Raw genomic sequence first — 21,450 nt, 5'->3', positions numbered from 1 at the left:
CTGCAGGGCGGGCCCGCGGCGGGAGGCCCGGGTGGGGCCTTCCGCCGCGCCGGTCAGCTGCCGGGGCGTCGCCGCAGGGTGGCGCGCGCCGCATTCGTGGCCTGGACGTCGAGGAGCACCTGCGACAGCTGTTTCTTCGTGATCGCGAGGCTTCCGTCCAGGATGGAGCGGATCGCGGCCTCCCTGACGAGGAGGGAGAGACTGGCCATCACGCCGCCGGTGCGGAGATGGATATAGGCGGCGTGGCGTACCAGCGTTCCGGGCCGGTGGCGGGCCAGCCGCAGCGCCCCCTCCATGTCGCCCAGGAGCGAGTGCCACATCTTCTTCTGCTCCGGGGTGCCGTTGAGTAGCGGGGGAGTGCGCAGGAGTTTGCAGCGGGCGGCGAGCTGGGCACCGCGGGGCCCGGTCAGCAGCGGTGAGTCCTCCACGTTGACACCGGCCAGCACGAACGTCGCGGGTACTCGTTCCATCAGGGTCTTGACCTGGTCGGAGGTGTCGGCGCCGGGCCGGGTACGGGTGTTGAGCAGGTGCACGTCGTCGATGAACACCAGCCGGGTGCCCCGCTCTAACATGACGTGGCACACGGCGTTGGTGATGGTGTGTTCGGTCATCCGGTCATGGACGGGAATACCGGCGAACCGGGCGAGGACCTTGGCCAAGTTCCTGGGCGTGTAGGTGGGCGGGACGGAAGCGAACAGCACGGGCATGGAACCCTCCAGGCCCGGCCGGCGGCGCCGTTCGCTCAGTTCGAAGGACCGGCCGAGTTCCATGAGCGTGGTCGATTTTCCCGCCCCCGGCGGCCCGGACACGATCAGCCCGCGCCGGGCGGTACCCGGCTGCTTGTTGTTCACCAGCAGAGTGACCCTCAGCTCCGCCATCGACCGCTCCATGGAAGGCGTCTTGAGGGTGACGAACTCCGAGTGGTAGTTCAGCCGCTTCGCCTGATCCCAGGATGGGTCGTCCACCGGAGGGGCGATCACCCGCAGACGGCAGACGTACTCCTGCCACCGGACGCAGTCCGTGACCGCACCGGGAGTGACATCGCCGTCGGAGAAGTCGCCGCCCACGGCAGCAGTTACGGCAGCCACTGGTCCTCCTCAAGGTCCTGGTCGCTGAGAATGAGAGACCCTCCCGAGACATGGCCGGCCTCCGGCCCGTCACCGACGACGTCCCCGTCCCCGTCTCCGTCTTCGTCCTCGTCCTCGTCCGGCAGGGTCTCGTCGTCGGGATCCGGCGCCGCGTACACACCAGCCAGCCCGAACGACGGGGCGAGCACGTCCAGCACGTTGATCTCGCCCGCGGGCACCGGCACGGTCTGCGAGGCGCGGGACTTCGCCATCACCCGCCGCTCCACGGTGGACAGCTTCTCTTTGCCCGCGGCCCGCCTGAGGAAGGCGTCCAGGGCCAGGGCCAGTTCGGCCTCGTGTTCCTCACGCGAGCCGGTGCGCTCGACCACCTTGCAGATGTGTTCCCAGACGTGGTGCGTAAACGGGAGGGCGACCGAGGTGGTGTGGATCCACGCCACCTCACGGAAACCCTCCGGCAGCCGGACCCAGATCCGGACCGGGTCGTAAGGGTTGTAGTGCACCTCCCACAGGCCCTTTTGCGCCCGTACTCCGGAGTGCTGCCCGCGGTGTCCGTTGAGGCAGCTGCCGTCGTAGGTGCGGTAGTCGAACCGGATACCGGCATCGGTGATCGGCTGCCAGCGCACCGGCAGCAGCTCCACGAAGTCGTCCGCCGACAAAGGCACCGGCACGTATCCGGCGACGGGCAGCAGCGCCGCCCACATCTGGTTCGGGGTGAGAGCCTTCTTCGGCATCAGTGGATGCCGCAGCCCCGCGTGCGGGCGGTGGTGCCAGTGCACGAGGAACTCCTCCCACAGTGCTCGGAGTTCAGCCGCGGTCCACAGTGGCTCCTGCTCGACCTTGGAACCGCGCTCGCTCACGTTCGAACCGGTGTGGCCGGGCAACCACTGGCAGAACAGCGAATTGATCGAACCGAATGGCCTCTCCACATGGCCCTTGGCCGGTCCGTTCGCCGGAGGCACCGGCTGCAGCGAGATCCCCAGGCTCTCGCACGCGGCCCGGGTGGCCGGGGAGACGAACACCTTGCCCTGGTCGACCACGACCGTCTCGGGCACGATCACCGGACGGGCCGCCGCATCGTTCAGCCGCTCATCGATGCCGGTCAGCCGCTCGTGCGGCACGACCGAGGAGGCCATCGACAGCGCCGCGGACCAGCCGGGCCGCATCACCATCGGCGTCATCATCTGCGCGAGCAGCACCGCCACGTCCGTCAGCTTGCTTCCCGCCGGCCGCAGCACCCCCCCACAGACCGCGCATGGCCACATCCACGGCGATGGTCAGCTCCAGCCGCCCCACCACCCCGTCGTCCAGGACCACCAGCACGTCCAGCGGCGAACTGTCCAGCATCACGATCTCACCCGGACGCAGCGCCAGCGTCGGTGTGAACGGCGGGGCCGGACGGGCGGCGCGGGCACGCCGCTGCGCCACCGTCCCCTGCAACCCGAGGGATGCCTCCACCGTGTCGAGGAGTCTGTTGAACGTGGACTGCGGCGGCACCTCGACCGTCCGCCGGCCCTGCTCGCCGTGGTGGTCGTCCAGCCACCACTGCACCTCACCGCGCATCCGCTTCTTCCACCCTCGCGACCGGGAGCGGGAAGCCTCGACAGGCAGCAGGGCGCGCAGCGCCTCGACCACCCGGGGATCGGCGCGGACCAGCCGCGCCGGGCTGCGACGCTTCTTGACCAGCCCCCACACCCCGTCCGCGTGGTAGCGCGCACGCCACCTGCGCACCGTCGCCCGGCTCACGTCCGCCCAGCCCTGCGCGGCCAGTTCATCGGCCTTCGCCTGCTCACGCTGGGCCAGCGTGGTGGACGCGGGATCGTACTCAGGTCTCACCGACGCCGTGCCGTCCGGGGCGGGATGCCCCGTCTCCACCTCACGGACGTGCCGCTCCAGTTCGAACGCACGCCACTGCTCGACCTCGGACACCGTCGACAGCAGGCCCATCTGCGGTACCCGCAGACGCGGCGGACCCCCGACCGGCTCGAACGACGCATCGCCGAGCAGCTCCGCCAGCCCGAACACCGCCAGCGTGTCCTGCCCGTCCTTCTTCTCTATCCCGGACAGCCAGATCCGCGCACCGGACGCCGAGGATGCCTCGATACCTGCTACGGTCCATTCCCGGCCGCCGTAGCGCACACGGGAACCGGGCCTGAGCAGAGGCCGGCTCACCTCCCAGCCTCCGCCGCGCACGCCACCGCGACGGCCCGCTCGTGCAGCGGGCGCTCCAGCGGCACGCTCAGCACACCCACCCACATTGCGTGGAACACCGACGGCCACACCGCGATCGGATCACCCAGCAGCCGCACCCCCTCGGCCAGCGCCATCGGCGCCCGAAAACACTCGGCCACCTCCGGCAACCGGTCCTGCGCATACCGCGGATGCCGGTAGCCAGCAAGCCAGCGCAGGTTGGCCTCCACCACTGGCTGTGGCGGTGCCATCAGACGGTAGTGCCAGCCTGCCGCGGCTGCAGCACCCTCCAGGTGGGCGGCCCGCCAAACCAGTCGCCGCCCCGCCCCGAACCGGCTCACACAGTCCACCAGCAATCCGCCGCCGTCCGCCAGACGTGCCATCAGGTGCGGCGCGTGCGACACGGTCCTGCCGCCCCGGCCGTGCCACGACAGCTCCACCGGCCGGCAGGCCAGAGCCGTCACCACCGGATCGTGGTCCAGCATCATGAGCTGCGTGCGCATGGCTTTGAACCCGTGGTGCACCAGGCACCTGTCGGTCGCGGACCAGTACCAGCCCGGCGCCGAGCGCCGCCCCTTGCAGACGGGGAACCGCCGCACCGGCAGACACTCCTCCAGCCGCTGTTCTCCAGCCGCCTCCAGCCAGGGCAGTTCGTGCTCGGTGCCGTCAGGGCGGATAAACCGTGCGGTCATGTGTGCCGGATCAGCGAAGCGACGGCCGATGCTCAGTGGCGGCGGGGGATCAGCCTGCTGGTGTGCTTCGAAAGACAGAGGGATCACGAACAACTCTCATGTATGCAGGAAAAAATCGGGACGGAAGACACTGCTTGGAAAGCAGGGCGGGCGTCTGGACACACGCCGTGGAGACGCCGGTCGAACCCACAACGGCGAGCCGTTGCCGCATGCCGCGCTCACCCCAACAAGGCGCGCGGCTACAAGAAGCGGAAGCAGAGCGGCTCTAGCGCCATCACCGATGGGAGCGCCGTCGTTGCCCGGAACGCGGGCAGGATTCTCATCTGATCGCCTGCGGGGTCGCGCCCGGTGGCTTTTACTTGCAGCGGTGCCTTTCCTTCAGCCGCATACCGGCCGCGGACTTTGGGGCAGGATCAGGCATGGTGAGCTCTGAGCACGGTGTAGCAGCGTTCGTGAGGGAGCTTGCGCGTCACCCGATTGGGCATGCCCGCCAAGGCATTCAGCTCTCGTGTAGTTCCTCGCCCTGGACCTGGTGCCCAGCAGATCCTGTCGGGCAGCGGTCGTCGGTATGAGCGTTCACGGGAGGCAGGCAAGAGCCATTCCACTGGCTGCCCGTTGCGCTTACCGGCTGCCATAGGGCCAGCTGGAGTAGCCGCAGTGGATCAAGGCAGGTCGCCAAAGAGCGTGTCCTGGACTGGGGGTGCGTTGCGCGGGCGGGGGAGTGGGCGGCGTTGGTCCTCCGGCGGTGGGGGTGTGCCGGCTGCGCCGTCGGTCAGCGCGTACCGGCAGGCGGCGCGCAGGTTGGGCAGCTCGAGCTGTGCGCCCATGAAGCCAAGGAAGTCCGCGACGTTCCAGTCGATGAGGGCGCCTTGGCGGGACAGATACAGCCCCACGGAGTCGATGGAGTAGCTGTCGCTGTAGTCCAGCAGAAGGTAGCCGGCGAGCTGGTAGAGCTCAGCGCGGCCCATCCGCTCGGGGCGGATGGTGGCTTTACAGTCGATCAGCTGGCCGCGGAGGATGAAGTCGGCGTCGGCTCCTCCTACATGGAGGCTGCCGTCGAAGACGGGCCCGCAGACGCGCTGCGCGGCGGGCAACTGCCGTAGGCTGTCGAAGGGCCCGGGATGCGCCGCCAACGCCATCTGCTGGCGAATGTCGTCGACGGCGTAGGCCGGCACGGCATCGACGATTTCGTCCAGCGTCGCTCCGGGCCGACTGGAGCCCAGGCTGTTGCCGCGTACCCATCCCACATGGCGGAAGATCGCCTCAAAGCTCGAGGCGACGTGACACAGCCGCACCAGACGCTCCTCCGTCTCGGAGTCGAGCGCCAACGGCTGGCCGTCGCTGCTTTCGTACTGTTCCAGTTCCTTCAGTAGTACCGCCCCCGCTGCCTGCACCGTGCTGATGATGGCGGGGTCCGGCCAGCCGTCGTCGTCGATGACCGCCCGCACGATGCCTTCTTTGATCGGCTGACTGGTGGGCGCTCCGAGACTGATCCGCAGCCGGTGGTCGATCGTGTGGCCCAGCATGCGGTACTCCGGTCGCCGCTCCGCTGTGGCAGCGGGGTTCACCGGCGCGGGATAGCGGGCCAGACGCCTGCGGTAGTCGGATAACAGGCCATCGGCATCTGGCAGATGCTCGGTGAGGAACCGCGACATCGGCGACGTCGCGTCCTTGAGGGACGAGGTGAGACTCATGGGCGCATCCTGGCGCACCCGTCCGGCAGCGCATGCGGTGTCCGGCACGGTACCGGGCGGTAGCCGAAACTTCGCGCCATTTCCGCCGCGCTGGTTGCGGACGCATTGTCAGACCCTGCCTCTACAGTGCCCCGACTCCTGGACGAGGACGCTGTCCCGAGCACGCCCCCAGCCAGACGAGACAGCTGCCTAACCTGCACCAATGGCACTGTTGACGCCAATACGAGGCGGATATCCAGCCAGCGACTGGCAGCAAGGACGGATGGCTGGCGACAGTGAGCTACACGCGTTGCATCTTGAGCAACACACGGGAACAAATGACCGAAAGGATCATGTCACGCCTGAGCTCGCTCTAGATTCGAGATGTGTTCGACACGCCAGCTGCGCCAGGCGCAGCCAGCCGCATCCCCTGGTAACAGATGGTGAGCGCAACGACGTTCAGCGTAAAGACCGCGTATCAGCCGCTGGGGAGCAGGCCGTCCAGCCGGCTGAAGTGGTGTCAGTGCTGCGCCGCAGCATGGTGTCCATGAAGTTCAGGCACATTCCGGCGGATCTGATCCGCCGGTGCAGCGCGTTGGTGCGGCATGCGGCCGGGTACACGCTGTGTGTCGCCCCGGGCAGCGATGCCCTGGCCAGACTTTCGTAGGGCTCCGGTAGGTCGCTATCTGGCCTGCTCAGGCGGATCCTCTGCCGCGCTGGACTCCGGAGGCATGAGCGCGGACTGCTTGTCACCTTCGGTCGCGGCCGCGCGCAGCGGGGGGAACGCCTCCTCCCACACCTCCCGTACAGTGCGCCCGATCAGGGAACGCAGCACAGGCCACAGCTGCAGCAGCAGGCGGTGGTTGAGGTAGAGGCGCAGGTCCTCGCGCTGGCCCTCGGCCAGCACTGTCCGGTAAAGGCTCATGCGCTGGCGTGGCCGGTCCAGATCGAAGCTGCGTAGCCCCGACCAGACCACGTGCAGGGGCAGGTCGACGACGCCGTGCACAGGCCCGGTCAGCTCCGTCAGTTCGCCCGGCAGTCGCCGGGTGAACCTCAGGCGATACAACGCCGCATAGGAGTCGGGATCTGAGCCGGGCATAGCGGCAATCTATCCCGCGCCCTCGCGGGGTGCCTGACGCTGCTCAGTCGTGACGCAGCGCCGATAGCGTCCTGGGTCATCGCCGGCCGCGTCTGTCCAGTCGCGCGGGCCGGAGACGGCCTTCGAGCCTGCGGTGGTGCTTTGACGGCCTCTCAGTAGATCCAGTAACATACATACCGAATCAGATATCAGATCTTGCATAGGAGTGAGCGGGGTGCTGCTGACGACCGGACAGGCCGCTGAGGAGCTCGGCTGCGCCGTCACCACCTTCCGCCGTCTGGTACGTGCCGGGCTGCTGCCGGGCCTGTCCCGCCGTGGCGTGCGCGTCATGGTTCCGCTCAACGTGGTCCAGGCGCTCGGTCAGCGCCGGCACGCCCCGCTGGACCGGCTGGATGTTCAAGAGATCGCCGTCCTGCGGGTCGACGCGGCCAAGCAGGTACAGGAACCGGACCGGAACTGGATCGGCTTCGGGGCCTCCCTCGCCCCCGAGGACCTCCTCAAGGCGTTGCGCGGCTGGTGGCGTTGCGATGCGCCGAGCGTGGCGGCCGCCGGAGTCCTGCCGGTGACCCTGTCGGGCTACGTGGTGGCTGTGCTGACCGGCCTGGAAGTCTGGGAGAAGAACGCCCAGGGCCGCTATGCCTTCCCTCACGCGCGGCTGGCGGGCTACGTCACAGACCTGGCCACGCCCGTCCAGCACGTGACTGCCTCCTCGCAGGCCGACCGGATGCTCGCTGATCTGCTGCTGGGCAGTCGGCTTGTCTCACACTCGGGCGGGGCGATCGCCTACGTCCCCGCACCCGCCGCCCGTCGTCCGGACAAGGAAGCCTGATGGACGCACAGCGCTACACCGCAGCCCTCGCCGAACTGCGCACCGTACGGGACGAGATCAAAAAGACCCGGGCCGCCCTGGCGAAGCTGGAGGCCGAGCGGGACCGGCAGATCACACAGCTGGCCGGGTACGAGAAGGCGAAGGCGGAACGGATCGCCCCGGCGGCCGGACTGAGCCTGGCCCACGTCGTCAGTCTGGCCCCCGCGCTGGCCCCCGACCGCCTCACCACAGCCGAGACCACCCCGCCCCACCCCGAGCCGGACGCCCCAGCCACCACCGACGGCACCGAGATTCCGCCCCGCCTCGCCGCCCAGACGGGAGCGGTGGCGCCCGCGATTGCCGCCGCCACATCAGCGCAGCCCGTCGCCGCCTCCCCGTCGGCCGCTCCTGCCGAGGACCGTGCCTCCGCGAAGCCCGCAGCCCCGGAGGCGCCGCGTGCCCTCCCGTCGATCCCTGAGGGGGCAGCGGGCAACAGCTGGTTCACGCACACCCCGAACCTGCTCTCCACGCCACCGAACTTCACCCAGCAGGCCCGTTCCACGGTCTTCCTGGACACGGACACGGGCGTGCTGGTGCACCGCAGCCAGACCCACCGCCTCGACCTGGCCGACACCTCGGTCGCCGCCATCCTGACCGCCGTCTTCCAGACCCTGCCCGAAGGCACGGAGCGCATCTACATCACCGCGGGTGACCCCTGGCACCGCGACGCCGACCGCTACCCGTACCTGCGCGACGCGGTCGCGGCCTGGCTGAACGCCCCCACGCCGGGCTGGCGCACCGACACGGGCCGCGGCCGCGACCGGATGGCCGGACACTTCGTCCACGCCCGTAACCCCGTCGGCCGCTACCAGCGCGAGAACGGCGACAGTCACGTCGAAATCCGCTCGGTGGGGGAGTGGTTCGACGTCGACGACGCCGACCCGGCCACTGTCCGGGACGCGTTCGTCCTGCTGTGGCAGGCCTTGCGCCGCCACTGGAACGACGCGGTCATCATGGGTTCCCCGTCCCAGACTGGCCGCGACCTGTGGACCCGCACCATCCCCCAACGCGGCCAGCACGCCGAGGGCTTTCCCGTCCTGTCCGAGGAACTACGCGGCCTGCTCCATGCCACCGCAGGCCAGGGCCGCAACGAACTGCTCACCCCGCCCCGAGTCCCCGACCAGCTGCCCCAACTCGTCGAGTACGACCGCACCTTCGCCTACGCCAAGCACACCTGGAAATCCCCGGTCGGCACTCCCCGCCGCATCACCGCCCAGACCTTCGCCTCCTGGACGCAGAAGGAGCAGATGCGCGCCCTGTACGGATGCGGACACTGGCAGGTACGCGTGACCGTCCCCGACACCTGGGACCACGTCGGCATCCTGCCTGCCCCCGCCCCCGGCGACCGCGCCTGGCACTACCCGGCCGCCCCCGGCTACACGTTCACCACCTGGGCCGGCGGCCCCGAAATCCACACCGCCCTGGCCAACCCCATCCAGCCGTGGAAGATCGAAATCCTCGACGGCATCCTCTGGGACGACGGCAAACCCCTTGACGACTGGGCCAAGAAACTCAAAGAGACCTGGAGCAACCTCTCCGCCCAGGCCCACTTCCAGGGCGATCCCCAGCAGGCCCGCGCCGCCCACCTCGCCTCCCGCGCCGTGCGCTCCATCCTCCTGTACGGCATCGGCTCCTTCGCCCAGCGCCCCCGCATGGTCACCGGCACCACCCCCCGCACCATGGAGCGCGACGTCCCGCCGGACGCCGAAATCATCAGCTTCGACAATGAACAGATCACCTGGCAGAAACCCACCGGCTTCAGCCGCGACCCCAACGCCCACCCCGAATGGGCCGCCGCGATCTGGTCAGGCGCCCGCGCCGCCCTCCTCACCCAGCGCCACCGCGACGACGACACCTACGCCGGCGCCCTCCACACCCAGCCCGGCACCGTGATCGCCTTCCGCACCGACGCCCTCTACCTCACAGCACCCCAACACTGGCCACACCACCATCAGCCCGGCGACTACCTCCTCAAAGGCCACCTCACCGGCCCGGTCACAGCCCCCACCACAGAGGAAGAACTCCTTGCCCTGCGCGACGCCGGGCGCACCGCCCTGACCCAGAACGGGGGACAGGCCTGATGCCACCACGCTCCCGCCGCAACCGCACCACCGAACAAGCCCAGTTGAACGAGGCCGCCCAACTCGCCGACCAGCTCCAGGCAGCTGGCTACACCAAACGCGACATCGCCCGCATCATCAACCGCGACCCCTCCCTGGTCTCCCAGTTCTACACAAAGAACAAAGGCGCAGCCTTCGTCCCCGCCCTCCAACAAGTCCTGACCGCCGTCCAGATGGGCGGCATCACCGACCTGCCCGAACTCACCACCATCGCCGCCCGCCACACCCACCGCCGCACCACCGCCAGCGGCAAACGCGCTCGCGTCCGCAGCAAAGCCGTCCTGATCACCCCCACCGGCTCCGGCACCGGACGCGTCGGCACCCAAGCCATCGCCTCCGGCTCCTCCCGCCTACGCCCCCTCATCGCCGAAGCCGCCCGCCAAGGACTCCGCCTCGCCTTCACCGTCCGCCTCGCCAAAACCGGCTACCTGCACCCCTCCGGCAGTCGCACCGACTCACCCGGCATCCGCCGCGACGTCACCCAGCGCGCCGACCACACCGAGGAACGCTCCTACGGCTCCTCGCAGACCGGCGGTCATGACGCAGCCGACTTCGCCCGCCGCGTCGACGCGGCGGGCGGAGACGTCACCGCCGCCGTCCACCAGTGGCTCGTGGAGACCGGACGCATCCAGCCCGACGCCCACATCCTTCACCTGGAAGTGCGCACCTGGCGCCCACGCTGAGGCTGCCACCCATTCGTGCAGCCGCGAAAGATGCTGAAGCAGATGACGGCCGGCCGCAGACCGCTAAGACGATGTCCTATGTGGTGAGGCGGAGGAGTCGTTTGTAGCAGCAGATGGTTGCGGCGAGGCCGAGGAAGGCCAGGTCGTTGCGGGGATGGCGTTCGTAGCGGGGGGCTGATTCTGCGGTAGCTGAGGTCGCATGATCCACAACTTCTGTTAGGGCCTCTGCTACCCGCCTCACGCTCGGTTCGTGTCTTCCAATCCATACCGCATGACCAGCAGCACGTCAGCGGCGTCTCGTTTGAGCACTGTCTCGTCCTGGGAAAAGGTCAACTGTGCTTCGTTCGACAGTGCGTCGGGCGCGACAGAGAGCACCGAAGAGGTTGGAATTGTTCGCATCACAAGCTTTGTAGCGCCTGCGTAGAGTTCCAGCTTGTCGGCGATCTTGAGCTTCTTGCCCTGAACCATGTACGGGAAGAAGTTTTTCCGGAGCGTGATCTTCAGGTCGCCAGTACCGGCTGCGAAGGCCGACCACTCGGTGGGGAAGTCGTGGCGCAGGGAGACCAGCAGGGCGAGACCGGAGCTCTGCACCTGACTCAATGCCGCCTTGAGCTCCTCAAGCGCCTTGTCGCCGAAGGGATCTTTGCCGCCTTGGCGGGCGGTGTAGCGCACGTGCAAGATCACATCGGAGATCATTGAGTAGTCGAAACTACGCAGCTCCGGGGGCAGATCCACCTTCCACATGCTTTCCGCGCCCGCGCCCTCGAACGGCAGGAAGCGGTCGTCGTGCGGGGAAGGTTCGAATAGCCCGGAGTCGTTCGTGCCCGAGCTCGTGACGATCGACTCCACGGGGCCGAAGACGTCGACGAAGCGGTCGTCGTCGCCGTCACTGCGCCGCCGGTAGGTTCCGCCGTCGAGAAGGGGCTTGACGCGGATGCTGCTGCGCTGCAGTGACAGTGTGCACGGAACCGGTGTGTAGGGGCCGACGACACTGGGCACCGACACCGCCACGGATTTGATGCGCCGCATGTAGTGGCCGGGGTAGTCGCGGTCGTAGAGCGACTCGGGGATGGTGAAGGTCGCCGTGCCGGTTGTCTTGAGCTGCAGCAGGGCCAGAGGGTCCAGTTGGCGCAGCGAGACATGGCGTGTGAGTTCGAGCTCGCGTCGGTTGTTGTCGTGGTAGGCCATCTCCATGCGCTTGACATCGAGGTGCAGCGCTTCGCCGCAGAGCAGGCCCTTGCGGCCGCCGTCCCAGTAGTTGAACTGAACGAAGTCCGTTGCGTCGAGCTCCGGGCGGCGCAGCTCGAGCTTCATGGTGCGTTCTGCTCTGCGCGCGGTGTCGAACGCGAACCGGTACCACTGGTAGTAGAGGCGGGAGATCTCGCCCTGCATCCAGTTGTGCAGCTCCTCGTTGGTGAACTTGGAGTGGAGGAGGTTGTCGACTTCCTGGCTGTTGGCGATCTGGGTCTGCACGTTGAGGTATTCGTGGTGGGCGATCTGCTCGGTCAGCAGCGAGGTGATGATCTGGCGTCCGGAGTGGGCGAGTTCGCGGGCGGCGAGGTTGGTCTGGAGGATCCAGTCGTCCGCGCGCCGCTCGTGTGAAGCCGTGCGGCTGACGATTCCGGCCTGGTCGGTGTGCTCGGCTGCGTTGGTCCTGAGGATTCCCGCGGCGATCTTGGCGGCGTCCGACATCTTGCTGCCACCGAAGATCCCCGCGGAGGGGCCCATGCCCCAGAAGTCCAGGTTGAGATTGAAGTCGGGGATGAACGTCAGGACGGACGCGACAGTGTCGACAACCGAGGCGGCCACGCGGGAGTCCCGTGCGGCGGGCAGGTGCGCGTTCAGCTCGGCGTCCTCGGTAGGCGTAAGGTGCAGTGCACCGGCTCCCGTCGCACCGGACTGACTGGACGGTGAGCTTTCACCCGCGAGGTTAAGCTGCGGATACTTCTGCGGGACGATCGTGGTGTCATAGGCGGTGACGAGCGCTGCGAACAGCATGTCGAAGTTCGCCTCGGTCAGCGGGTCCCGAAGCAGCGCCAGCGTCTCCGGCGCGGTGGCGGCGTCGGGCGTACGGCCCTGCATGCGCAGGTAGTAGCGGTAGCGCTCCCATGTACTCGCACGTGCCCTCAGCAGCGCCTCGGTGCTCTGCTCGGCATCCTTCCACTGCAAGAAGCGCACGTCCTTGGCGAGCTGGTGAATCTTGGTCTCGTGACTCTGGCGCAGGAGCGCCAAGTGTTCGGCGTCCCCTTTCTCCAAGGCCGCGAGCAGCGAGCCTCCGAGGGAGCGGACCTCACTCGCCAGCTCCAGCGCCTTATGGATCAGCGGCATCGCGCGCAGCGGCCCCACGGGCTGGTTCGTGCCAGCCACGATGCTGCCGACGGCGATGCCCGCGGCGGCGGCCTTGACGAGCATGCCGGGGTCCAGGGGCGGTTCGAACAGCGAGAGTTGGCGGACCGTCCCTTGAATGTTCGTGCAGTGCCGGATCTTGTAGAGGCGATCCGCGACGGTGTCCCAATAGGCGAGCAGGCGGTCATTGCCCGGCACACTGAAATAGAGGCTGCGACCGATCCCGAACAGGGCGCTGGTCCACGCACCATCGCCGGCCGCGTGCGGGGCTGCGAGATTGAACGGGAACTGTGCCTCAAGATCCACCAACGCGTTGCCAGTGGCGTCCAGCCCGCCCCCCTTAAGCGCCTTGAGCTGCGCAAACGTCTTCGCCGTGGCCGTCCCGGGGGAAGGAACCCTTTGTGGTCGCGGACCAAGCAGGTTGGCCGCCAGTACATAGCGCTGCGTCGCCTCGTTGATCGACTCGACCGTGTCCTGCAGAAACAGGCTGTCACCCCATGCGATCAGGTTGTCGAGGTACTTCATGACGACCTGATACTGATAGGCCAGCGGTCGAGTGCGGGCCACCGCGTGCGGACGGAACGGGTGGTCCTTCATCGCCTTGTAGCCCTGGAGGACCTGCGTCTTGAGCGCGGCCTCCTCTTCGTCTAGCTGATCATCGCGGGTGCTCAGGAGGGTCAGCAGATCGGCGATGCTGTTGTAGACGCTGTCTCTGCGGCGGAAGCGCAGGAACTTCCAGTAGCGCTCGGGCGCATCGACACCGACCTGCGGATTCGCCGAACCGTCCAGCGTGCTCGTGGACGACGTGCCGACACTCACCGGCGTGCCGGGGGAGGCGTCCGCGGCTGGGTGCGGACGGACGCTGAACGGGGCGCTGGTGGCAAGGATGTTGTAGCCGTCCTTGGCCAGCAAATAGGCCGTGTAAGGGCCGCCGGCCAGGGGAGGTTTAGGGAACAGGAAGAAACCGCCGTAGGCGAAGCGGGCATAGTCCCATACCAACGCTTTAGGCCCTGTGCCCGGCCGGATGGAGCTGGGGTAGATGCCGACCCAGTTCAGAGGGTGAGGTGCGTCGGTCGCGTAATCGAACATGAGAGGATCGCCTTCACGCGGGTCGTCCGGGGAACTCAAAGCGACGCTGTTGTCAGGGCTGCGCTCGTTCGACGTCGGGTCGAAGATGTAGTGGAACCAGCGCTGTGCCTCGGCGAAACGTTGGGCCTTGCTGAGGTGGACCGCGATGGTCAGCGGGATGTGGAAGAACAACTCCCAGTTGTAGTTCGCATAAGGGCCCCCCTCGTCGACATCGATCTCCTTTCGATGTCTGGTCACCGTGACGAGCCCACTCTCGTTCAGGGTGTACGCGGGAGAAGCGAGGGGGAAATCCCCCTCCAGCCTCGCCTGGACGGCGGGTTCGAACATGTCTTTGAGTGAGCCCTGATTGAGCACCTGAATTAGGTCTCCCACGTACGGGTGGAAGAAGTTGCGGAAGTCGTAGGTGAACGGCGTCTTGTCGCCCAGCGGGTAACGTGACCCAATGATCGCGGAGTCCCCGATACCGTGGAAACCGAACTGCTTGATGGTGTTGTTCATGGCTCAGCTGCTCCTCGGATGGCTAGCGATGTTCGCGGGGCAGCGCGCCCGCCGGGCCGATGGCGCTCGGGCCGAAACGGACCGCGCCAGCGTTCCCAAGGATTTTGGTGATGAAGGCGTCCTCGCTCACGCCACGCTCGATCGTGCCCGGGCCGACGAGCCCGGTCGCTGGCCAATTGAGAAGCGGACTCCCGGCGGACGACTCGCCGTTCAGGCGCGGAACTTCGTTCCAGCGGACCAGCGGGATGTTCGGTACGACCGCTCCACCGCCGGAGCCGACCCCAAAGCCGGCAATGTGCTCGAGGGGGACGGCCCGCGGTGTCACCTCGATATAGAAGGCATGGCGCGCGTCGAATACCATGAACGGCGTGCCCCATGGGTCGTTCTTCGGCCAATGGCTGGAATCCAAGGCCGTGAGCGGAGACGAACACCTGAGGATAGGGTGCGCGAAATGTACGCGATAGTCGGGCCAATCTCCAACGAAGGGGTCCTGCTGGTATTCTGTGCCGAGGGTGGTGGCATCTGCAAGAATGGAGCGAATTGCATACGGTGCAGGTCTGCCGCCTAGAGCTTCCAAGTCCGCTTTTTGCAACGGCGTCGCACTGTGGGTGTTGTGCAGTTGCCACACTCTTTCCGATGCTTCCGATACTTCCAAAGCTCCTCGCTCTGCGACCGCACCCACCAATAGATAGTCCGTGTTCTCAGATTCCCTCTTATACAGGTACAGTCTTCGGCGGTCGAATGTATCGCCTGGTTTGACGCTGCCCAAAAAGACCGGCTGGTCCGGGTCAGCGGTTTTGACGGACTGCCACTTGCCGTCGAGGTACTCGCTGTAGGAGAGCACAGCCTTGACATGGATTGCCGCCGTCGTGGCTGCGTTGGCGACGGCATCGGCCTTGACCTCCCCAAGGGAGAGCCCTGTAGCCGGGCTGTTTGTGCCGGACGAGATCAGCGCGGGGTTCAGCGGTGTCTCCTTGATGATCCGCAGCCAGAACAAGAACAGCCGGCCCTTCCAGACGACAGGCAGGATCGGGTTGTCCTCGATGTCGAGTTTGATGTGCTCCCAGGGTGTCCAGGATCCGTTCTCGCGGCGGCGGTAGAAGTACTTTCGGTGCGCGCCAGCGGTGCGCGCGACCACGTGCACGACGTCGTCGCCGTGGCCTGGGTCGTGTTCGTCGATGTAGATGCCGCAGGGTTCGAGCTGGGCCACTTCTTCGAGTTTCATGAGGTAGTTCGTCAGGGCGGTACCGGCACGGTCTTCGGTGACGTCACCCTGGAGCAGTTCGCTCATGGTCTCCTTGAAGAATGGCGACTGGTCGTCGCGTAGCTCGGGTTCGAGCCAGTTCTCGGGCCAGAGGAACACTTTGCGGTTGGCTTCCCATACGCGGTAGCGCTTCATCCACTCCCATTGCGCGGCATCGATGGAGGACGGTGCGACGCTTGGCTCGAGGTTCATCAGGCAGCGTTCGAAAAAGAGTTGGACCGAGGAGAGGGCGTGCCGGATGCGCGAGGTCAGCTGGCACGGCTGCATGCCGACGTCCATGAGGAACCACTCGGAGAGCTTGTCGGGCGTGTCGATTCCGCGGGTGGCCCCGTGCTCGGACAGCCGACGCAGTACGTAGGCCACGAGGGCGTCCCGTTGGAGGCTGCGCAGCTCGTCGTTGATGGGGCGCAGGATGGCCGGCCAGTCGGCTTCGTCGTAGCGGGCGCGGACGGCAGTCTGGAAGGCGGCAGCACCCTCGGGTGTCGGATCGTTCGTCGTCGCGGTGATCGCCGTTGCCGCTGACGTCCCCAGCTTGGTAAGGACCGTGTAGGCGTCGTGGACGCGGACGAAGGTCTCGACGTGCGCCAGGTCGGCACGCGTCTTGCCGAACCGGGCCAACAGCGAGTCCAGAGAGGCGCTCTGCCAGCCGGTCAGTTGGAGCAGCGGGCTCGTGCCATCGGCGTCGGTCGCGGTCGGGTGCTTCAGCACCGTGAGGAATCGCTCGTCGGTGGGTGACAGTTCGGCTTTGAGCGTCGCGAAGGCCAGCAGTGCGCGCAGGGCCACTGTCAGCTTGAGGTAGGTGTCGCGATCTTCTGGGTCGGATGCCCGCAGTGCGTTTGGGCCAGATGCCTGCAGTGCGTTCAGCCAACCCTCCTCCCCGACCCGGTAGGCCACGGCGACGTGCGCGAATTCGGACGCTGTGAGCTTCGTCGCCGTTGCCAGTGACGCGGCCTTGAGGATCCGTACGTACGTTGCGCGCAGGCGGTCCATAGCGGTGGCGGGGTAGAGGTGGCGGCCGGGCACGATCTCCCAGCCGCGGCCAGTGTTCTGCCAGCGCAGCGTCAGCCGCTTCGTCACCTTCTCGACGGTGAGCCTCAGTGCTGACAGCCGACCCGCCGTGAGCGGGATCGGCTCAGGCGTATGCCAGCGCGTCCCGTCCCGGTTCAGTTCGATCGGTGTTCCGTCCAATGTCAGCGTGACGCTTTTGGCGTCGGTGTCGACGGCGAACGTGAACTCTGCGGTTTCGGGGGCTTCGAGGAATCCACTCCACACGCCAGAGATTGGTGCTCCCGCTGTGGGGCCGGACGGCAGGGGCGTTGCGGGGGCCTGCGAGCCGTAGTCGACCGTCGGCGTGGGCTGGGGCTCGGGCTGTGGCGTCCCGACGATTGTGGGGCCCCAGAACAGTTGCGCGCTGAGGCCCTGGACTTCGACCTCTGTCAGGTCATCGAGTGGAGGCCTGCTCGTGTCGCCTTGAGCGTGCAGGACGGCGGGGTCGCTGGTGATCGCTTCGGCGAGTGCGGGGTCGACGCGCAGGACGGCGCTCAGTGTGGCGAACGCCAGCTGCCGCTTGCGCTGGTGCCCCAGCTGGGGAAGGAAAGCATCGAGGACGGTGGCCCGCGGGTTGGAGTCCGGCTCGGCCAGCACCTTGGCGGAGGCGGAGGCGGTATACAGCTCCAGCAACTCTGGGTACCGGGCGAAGAACGGACCGGCCTTCTTCTGAACCTCCTCGTCGAGTAGGGCGACCGCGTCTTTGAAGCCCTGGCTGGTGTCGGACACGTCCTGCAGTCTCAGTTGCGGCGTGGTGGGCAGCAGACCCGCGAAGGAGAGCTGCTTGCGCTGCGGGTCGTAGGAGAGCCGGTGGCCGCTGGCGGAAAGGGTTGATGCGTCCAGCTCATCGGTGGGATGGGTGTAAGAGACCGAGACGGTGAACGTCTTGTCCAGCAGAGCGAACAGGAAGTCCGCCGCCTCGGTTCCGTAGACGAGCGCCATGCGCGCGCGGGCGAGGTCGCCGCTTGGGTCGTCGACGATCGCGAACTGCGCGTCGATGTCGGCGAAGCCGGTGCGCAGTGTTCGAGCGAACACTGAGATCTGTTCTGCCTCGGGCGCCGATGTCCCGGCAAGGTCGTCGTCGAACATCAGGTACAGCGCCTGCGAGGGTGTGAGGCTAGCCCCGCGCAGCGTGTCGAGCAGGTCCAGTAGCGCGACGATCGGCGCTCTCGGCGGGTCGGGCGCCGCGAACGGGTCCAGGCCCGTGTAACGAATGAGGGCCAGCAACTCGCGGATGTTGAGACCTAGTTGGCGTGCGAGCCAGCTGTGACGGTACAGGGCGCTGACGTTCTCATGCGTCAGTGGCGCGTTCGCGTCGCCGGTGAGTGTGCCCTGCAAGAGAGTCAGCTCGTCGGCGGTCAACCCCGTGGCCGCTCGCAGCGCCTCGGCATGTTGCCCGACTGTGGGTCGAGGACGGGCGGTTGCTGTGCCCCTCTGGGCGGCGTCCTGGAGGACGGCGCCGTTCTCGTCGGGCGCGAAGGCCGAGTCCTGGGCGAGGAACGCCGCGCCCAGGAACAGACGCCCGTAGAGGGCGTCCCGACCATGGACCCCGATCGGAGCCCAGCAAGCCAGCAGGCTCGCGAGGTCTGTGCCAGGCGCGACCTTCAAGCGCTCCATCGTCGCCAGCATGACACCCAGACGCGGCAGCAGCGTCAGGAAGCCTGCATCCAGTGCAGCCAGGTCGGTGGCGGCGTCGGTTCCGGCAGGCTGCGCGTCAATGGGGTAGAGGGCAGTGATTGCCTCATCGGTCTGCTCGATCGTCCAGCCGAGCTTGCGCCACAAACGGATGAAGCGAGCGAGGCGCACATAGTCGATAGGCTTGAGCGCGTTCTTGGCGGGGTCTGGGTGGGCGTAGCGCAATCGGAAGCCGTCCAGCGAGCTGGGCGCGGCGCCCAAGTCCTCGTGAGTGATCACGATCAGTCGCGACGCCCGGTCATAGTGCTCCTTGACGAACGCCTTCACCTGGGCCACTGTCACGCCCGTCGGTAGCCGCAGGGACAGGTCGTGGTCGGTGAGCGTGCCGTCCTTGACCTTCTTGAGGGTCTCGAAGGAGACACCGAGCCGCCGCATTCGGGGGATCAGATCTGCGTCGGGGTTGATGAAAGCCGTCTCCATCAGCGCAACCAGGTCGTTGTAGTCGACACCGACGCGTTGCGTGAACTCCGTGACATCGGCAAGCGCTTCCAGCGCTTGCGCCTCGGTCGTGTCCGCATAGCCGTACAGGTCAGCGAGGTCGATCTTCCGGTCTGTCAGCAGCGCATGCTCGCGGCGCGACAGCTTCAGGCGCTCGATGAGGGTGTCGCGCCACGCGTAGTTGGCTGGCTGCGCACGTTCGACCGCCTCGTCCGCGCGCAGCGCCTCCATCGCGGTCTCCAGCGGCACGGCCAGCGCGGTGAAGTGCCGACGCAGGAGTTCTAGCGGACGGTGGAAGGGCAACGGCGGCGGGAACAACTCTTCCTTCAGCGTCGTGTAGGCCTGGTCTTGCACGAACTGCGGACTGGCAAGCAGGTCCTCGGGACTTGTATCTGCGCCGGTGTCGTGGCCCTTGTAATCACTGAGGCCCAAATTGTTGGCGACATAGTACTCAAGGGTTTCGTTCACGATGTCGATGTACGGAAGCGGCTTGTTGGTGTTCTCGCAGGTCAGCGGAAGGTGCTGGAGGTCGGGGCGGTGCGTGAGCAGAACCGTCTGCGGGTTCTCCTTCTCGTTGTGCTGGCGGTCGGCGAACAACAACAGGTCGACGAGATAGGCAGCAGGGCTAAGCACTGAGCGGCAGTGCTCGCAAGCGCAGTAGTCCATCGACCAGAACAACGCCTCCAGCGTTGGCGCGGCTTCTGACCGCGGGCTGGCGGCGCGCAGCGCGTCAAACTGTCGGTCGGGGTCGATCACACGGGCAGCCGGGTCGGCGCCCAGCACCGGCGCGGCGCGTGTGGTCAGGTAGGTAGTAGCCACGTTGAGTACCGCGAGGTGGACCTGCTTGGCCTTGGCCGCGACCGCGCGTGCGACTTCTTCGCCGCCGAGCTCTTCACCCAGCCGTGCCACGAGCGCGTCCGTGCCGTGGTGCACGATGCTGTGGGCGGAGTCGAGGCCATGTTCCAGCAGTACGCTCATCGCCCGGTCGTCGGGTGTGATCTGGTAGACCCGTTGCAGGCGCCGGATGTGATCACGTACCGGCGCCTCGACGTCCACGTCGGCGCTTGCGATGAAGTGGTCGATCGGCTGCATGCCGATCTCGAAGGTGCCCGCGTGTTCGGCGAGAAATCGGTGCACGTCGGCCTGGACGGCTGGGTCGTCGCTCAGCTTCACCGAGCCGCGGCCGACCAGATCGGCGACCACGGCGGTCGGAAAGCTCAGCCTGACCTGCGCGGCCAACAGCTCCGCGTAGTTGCGGGCGCGGGACTGCTCGTCGTCGCCGGGGATCTGCGGCGGCACCAGACCCTCGATCGGCCGATGCCACTTGTCAGGCTGGTGATAGCCCCGGCGCGCGAGGTCTGCTGGCGAGTAGAGCGGATCCTCTCGGGCAGCGTCGTGCAGGCGGCCGATCAGCGGCGCGTTGTCGAGCGTGAGCAGGGCGAGCTGGCCGTCAAGGCGCAGCCGGTCCGCCACGACCGGCCCAAACGCTTGCTGTACCTCGTCCCACATCTTCGCCGGGTTGTCACGGTGGGCCACGAGCATGGCCGCGAAACGCCCGCGGTCGACGTCGTCACCGAGCGAGAGGCTCAGCAGTTCGCCCAGGTTTGAGGCTCCGGGCAACGACGCCGCCCCCAGGGCGTGCTCAGCGCTCAGGCGTTGGAAACTTCCGACAGCCTCGTCGAGAGTCTCACCGACCGAAGCAGGCACGACGCCCCTCGCGATGGCCTGTTCCCACACTGCGCGGGCGGCTTGGGGGGTGACGCCGTAGAGTGCGTTGGGATCCGCCGCAACACCGGCGCGCAACAGGGCGTAGTAGTGCGCGGGCTGCAACACTTCGTGGCCGCTTTCGTCGGCCTGCCGGGAGAATCCTTGCGAGAGGGCAATGAACGCCACGGCTCGCGCGTCCCAGCCGCTTTTGCTCGCCAGGTACGTCACATCCTGGTACTCGTCGTCCTCCCGCAGATCGCTAAAGTCGCCGTCAAAGTGCACAGCCATTGCGGAGGCGAGAGCGTCGAACTCGCTCGGCAGCCCTGCCGCGCCTTCCGGTAGCAGGACGTCGAGCCTCTCCTGCGGCGTCGCGTCGTAGCGCACCTCGGAGTTTCCAAGCGTCTCGCCGTCCGCGAGAACCCGAGCCTGCAGGTCGGGGCGATCCTTGGCGCGCCGGCGCACAGAGCCTACGGAGAACGTCGCGGTGTAATAGCCGTGTTCGTCTGTCGTCGTCTCCGCGAGCGTGAAGTCCGTGCCGACGTTGCGGTCGACAATCCGAACATCGAGCCCCGCGACCCCACCGAGCTCCGGACTGGCGACCAGACCAGTCACGCAGTAAGTAGCCGAGGCTGCTTCCTTGACCCCGTCCACCATCGCGCCGGCCGCAAGGCCGATGCGCAGCGCGGTCTCGGCGTCGACGATGCCGGTGACCTCAACGCCGTGTTCCCCCTGGAACTGCCGGACGGCGCCCTCCGTGCTTTGCCCGAACCTCGCGGCATCGACCTCGTCCCGCGAAATGGCGAGCCCGACACTTCCAAGCTCCGCCTGCAGACGGCGGACGTCGTCCCCCTCGAGCTCCAGCTCAAGAATGCGCCCCGACAGTTTCATGGTCTCCCACTTCGTTCATGGCGGCTGCGGGTGGTCGGTCATGCTTCGCTGGTCAGAACCGGGTGGTT

The 21,450-nt window shown here is 67.2% G+C and carries 11 protein-coding genes and 1 pseudogene; 3 read left to right on the top strand and 9 right to left on the bottom strand.

Annotation, left to right across the window (positions count from 1 at the left end; all coding sequences use genetic code 11):
* Window positions 1-53: 53 nt before the first annotated feature.
* The 6 genes from OG293_RS00210 to OG293_RS00185 all read right to left on the bottom strand — a co-directional run bounded on the left by OG293_RS00210 (window position 54) and on the right by OG293_RS00185 (window position 6,739).
* Window positions 54-1,088, bottom strand: coding sequence for an ATP-binding protein (locus OG293_RS00210; protein ID WP_405996691.1), 1,035 nt, complete (start codon window positions 1,086-1,088; stop codon window positions 54-56).
* A complete protein-coding gene (locus OG293_RS00205; RefSeq protein ID WP_405996690.1) occupies window positions 1,076-2,290 on the bottom strand; it encodes a hypothetical protein in 1,215 nt (404 codons plus the stop codon). The genes OG293_RS00210 and OG293_RS00205 overlap by 13 nt, the downstream gene beginning before the upstream one ends.
* Entirely contained in the window at window positions 2,175-3,257 is a 1,083-nt protein-coding gene (locus OG293_RS00200) for a hypothetical protein (RefSeq protein ID WP_405996689.1), read from the bottom strand. Before OG293_RS00200 ends, OG293_RS00205 begins: the two co-directional genes overlap by 116 nt.
* Window positions 3,254-3,967, bottom strand: coding sequence for a TnsA-like heteromeric transposase endonuclease subunit (locus tag OG293_RS00195; RefSeq protein WP_405996688.1), 714 nt, complete (start codon window positions 3,965-3,967; stop codon window positions 3,254-3,256). The genes OG293_RS00200 and OG293_RS00195 overlap by 4 nt, the downstream gene beginning before the upstream one ends.
* Window positions 3,968-4,629: 662 nt before the next feature.
* The gene (locus tag OG293_RS00190) at window positions 4,630-5,709 is read right to left on the bottom strand and encodes a hypothetical protein (protein ID WP_405996687.1); all 1,080 of its coding nucleotides are present in this window, start codon (window positions 5,707-5,709) and stop codon (window positions 4,630-4,632) included.
* A 613-nt stretch (window positions 5,710-6,322) separates the two neighbouring features.
* Window positions 6,323-6,739, bottom strand: a complete 417-nt coding sequence (locus OG293_RS00185) for a hypothetical protein (protein ID WP_405996686.1) — start codon at window positions 6,737-6,739, stop codon at window positions 6,323-6,325.
* 214 nt (window positions 6,740-6,953) lie between these two features.
* Between OG293_RS00185 and OG293_RS00180 the strand changes: the two genes are divergently transcribed.
* The 3 genes from OG293_RS00180 to OG293_RS00170 are packed head-to-tail and all read left to right on the top strand — an operon-like array spanning window position 6,954 to window position 10,410.
* Complete coding sequence (locus tag OG293_RS00180) at window positions 6,954-7,568, top strand: helix-turn-helix domain-containing protein (protein WP_405996685.1); 615 nt, start codon at window positions 6,954-6,956, stop codon at window positions 7,566-7,568.
* On the top strand, window positions 7,568-9,688 hold the full coding sequence (locus tag OG293_RS00175) for a hypothetical protein (RefSeq protein ID WP_405996684.1): 2,121 nt from the start codon (window positions 7,568-7,570) through the stop codon (window positions 9,686-9,688). The genes OG293_RS00180 and OG293_RS00175 overlap by 1 nt, the downstream gene beginning before the upstream one ends.
* A complete protein-coding gene (locus tag OG293_RS00170; RefSeq protein ID WP_405996683.1) occupies window positions 9,688-10,410 on the top strand; it encodes a helix-turn-helix domain containing protein in 723 nt (240 codons plus the stop codon). The genes OG293_RS00175 and OG293_RS00170 overlap by 1 nt, the downstream gene beginning before the upstream one ends.
* A gap of 76 nt (window positions 10,411-10,486) precedes the next feature.
* On the opposite strand, the pseudogene OG293_RS00165 reads toward OG293_RS00170, so the two are convergent.
* The 3 genes and pseudogenes from OG293_RS00165 to OG293_RS00155 form a co-directional block, all read right to left on the bottom strand.
* Window positions 10,487-10,585 (bottom strand): annotated as a pseudogene (locus OG293_RS00165) (IS5/IS1182 family transposase); the annotation flags it as partial.
* A gap of 62 nt (window positions 10,586-10,647) precedes the next feature.
* On the bottom strand, window positions 10,648-14,343 hold the full coding sequence (locus OG293_RS00160) for a hypothetical protein (protein WP_405996682.1): 3,696 nt from the start codon (window positions 14,341-14,343) through the stop codon (window positions 10,648-10,650).
* 22 nt (window positions 14,344-14,365) lie between these two features.
* The gene (locus tag OG293_RS00155) at window positions 14,366-21,382 is read right to left on the bottom strand and encodes a neuraminidase-like domain-containing protein (protein WP_405996681.1); all 7,017 of its coding nucleotides are present in this window, start codon (window positions 21,380-21,382) and stop codon (window positions 14,366-14,368) included.
* Between the last annotated feature and the right edge of the window lie 68 nt (window positions 21,383-21,450).

This window comes from Streptomyces sp. NBC_00829, assembly GCF_045161795.1.
In the GTDB taxonomy this organism is placed as follows: Bacteria; Actinomycetota; Actinomycetes; order Streptomycetales; family Streptomycetaceae; genus Streptomyces.
The sequence above is the reverse complement of the archived record's forward strand: the minus strand, read 5'-3'. Positions and strand labels throughout refer to the sequence as shown.

Bases quoted from the DNA above. Each gene is read 5' to 3' on its own strand.
- OG293_RS00195 (WP_405996688.1), bottom strand. From the start codon at position 3,967: ATGACCGCACGGTTTATCCGCCCTGACGGCACCGAGCACGAACTGCCC.
- OG293_RS00185 (WP_405996686.1), bottom strand. From the start codon at position 6,739: ATGCCCGGCTCAGATCCCGACTCCTATGCGGCGTTGTATCGCCTGAGG.
- OG293_RS00175 (WP_405996684.1), top strand. From the start codon at position 7,568: ATGGACGCACAGCGCTACACCGCAGCCCTCGCCGAACTGCGCACCGTA.
- OG293_RS00170 (WP_405996683.1), top strand. From the start codon at position 9,688: ATGCCACCACGCTCCCGCCGCAACCGCACCACCGAACAAGCCCAGTTG.
- OG293_RS00160 (WP_405996682.1), bottom strand. From the start codon at position 14,343: ATGAACAACACCATCAAGCAGTTCGGTTTCCACGGTATCGGGGACTCC.
- OG293_RS00155 (WP_405996681.1), bottom strand. From the start codon at position 21,382: ATGAAACTGTCGGGGCGCATTCTTGAGCTGGAGCTCGAGGGGGACGAC.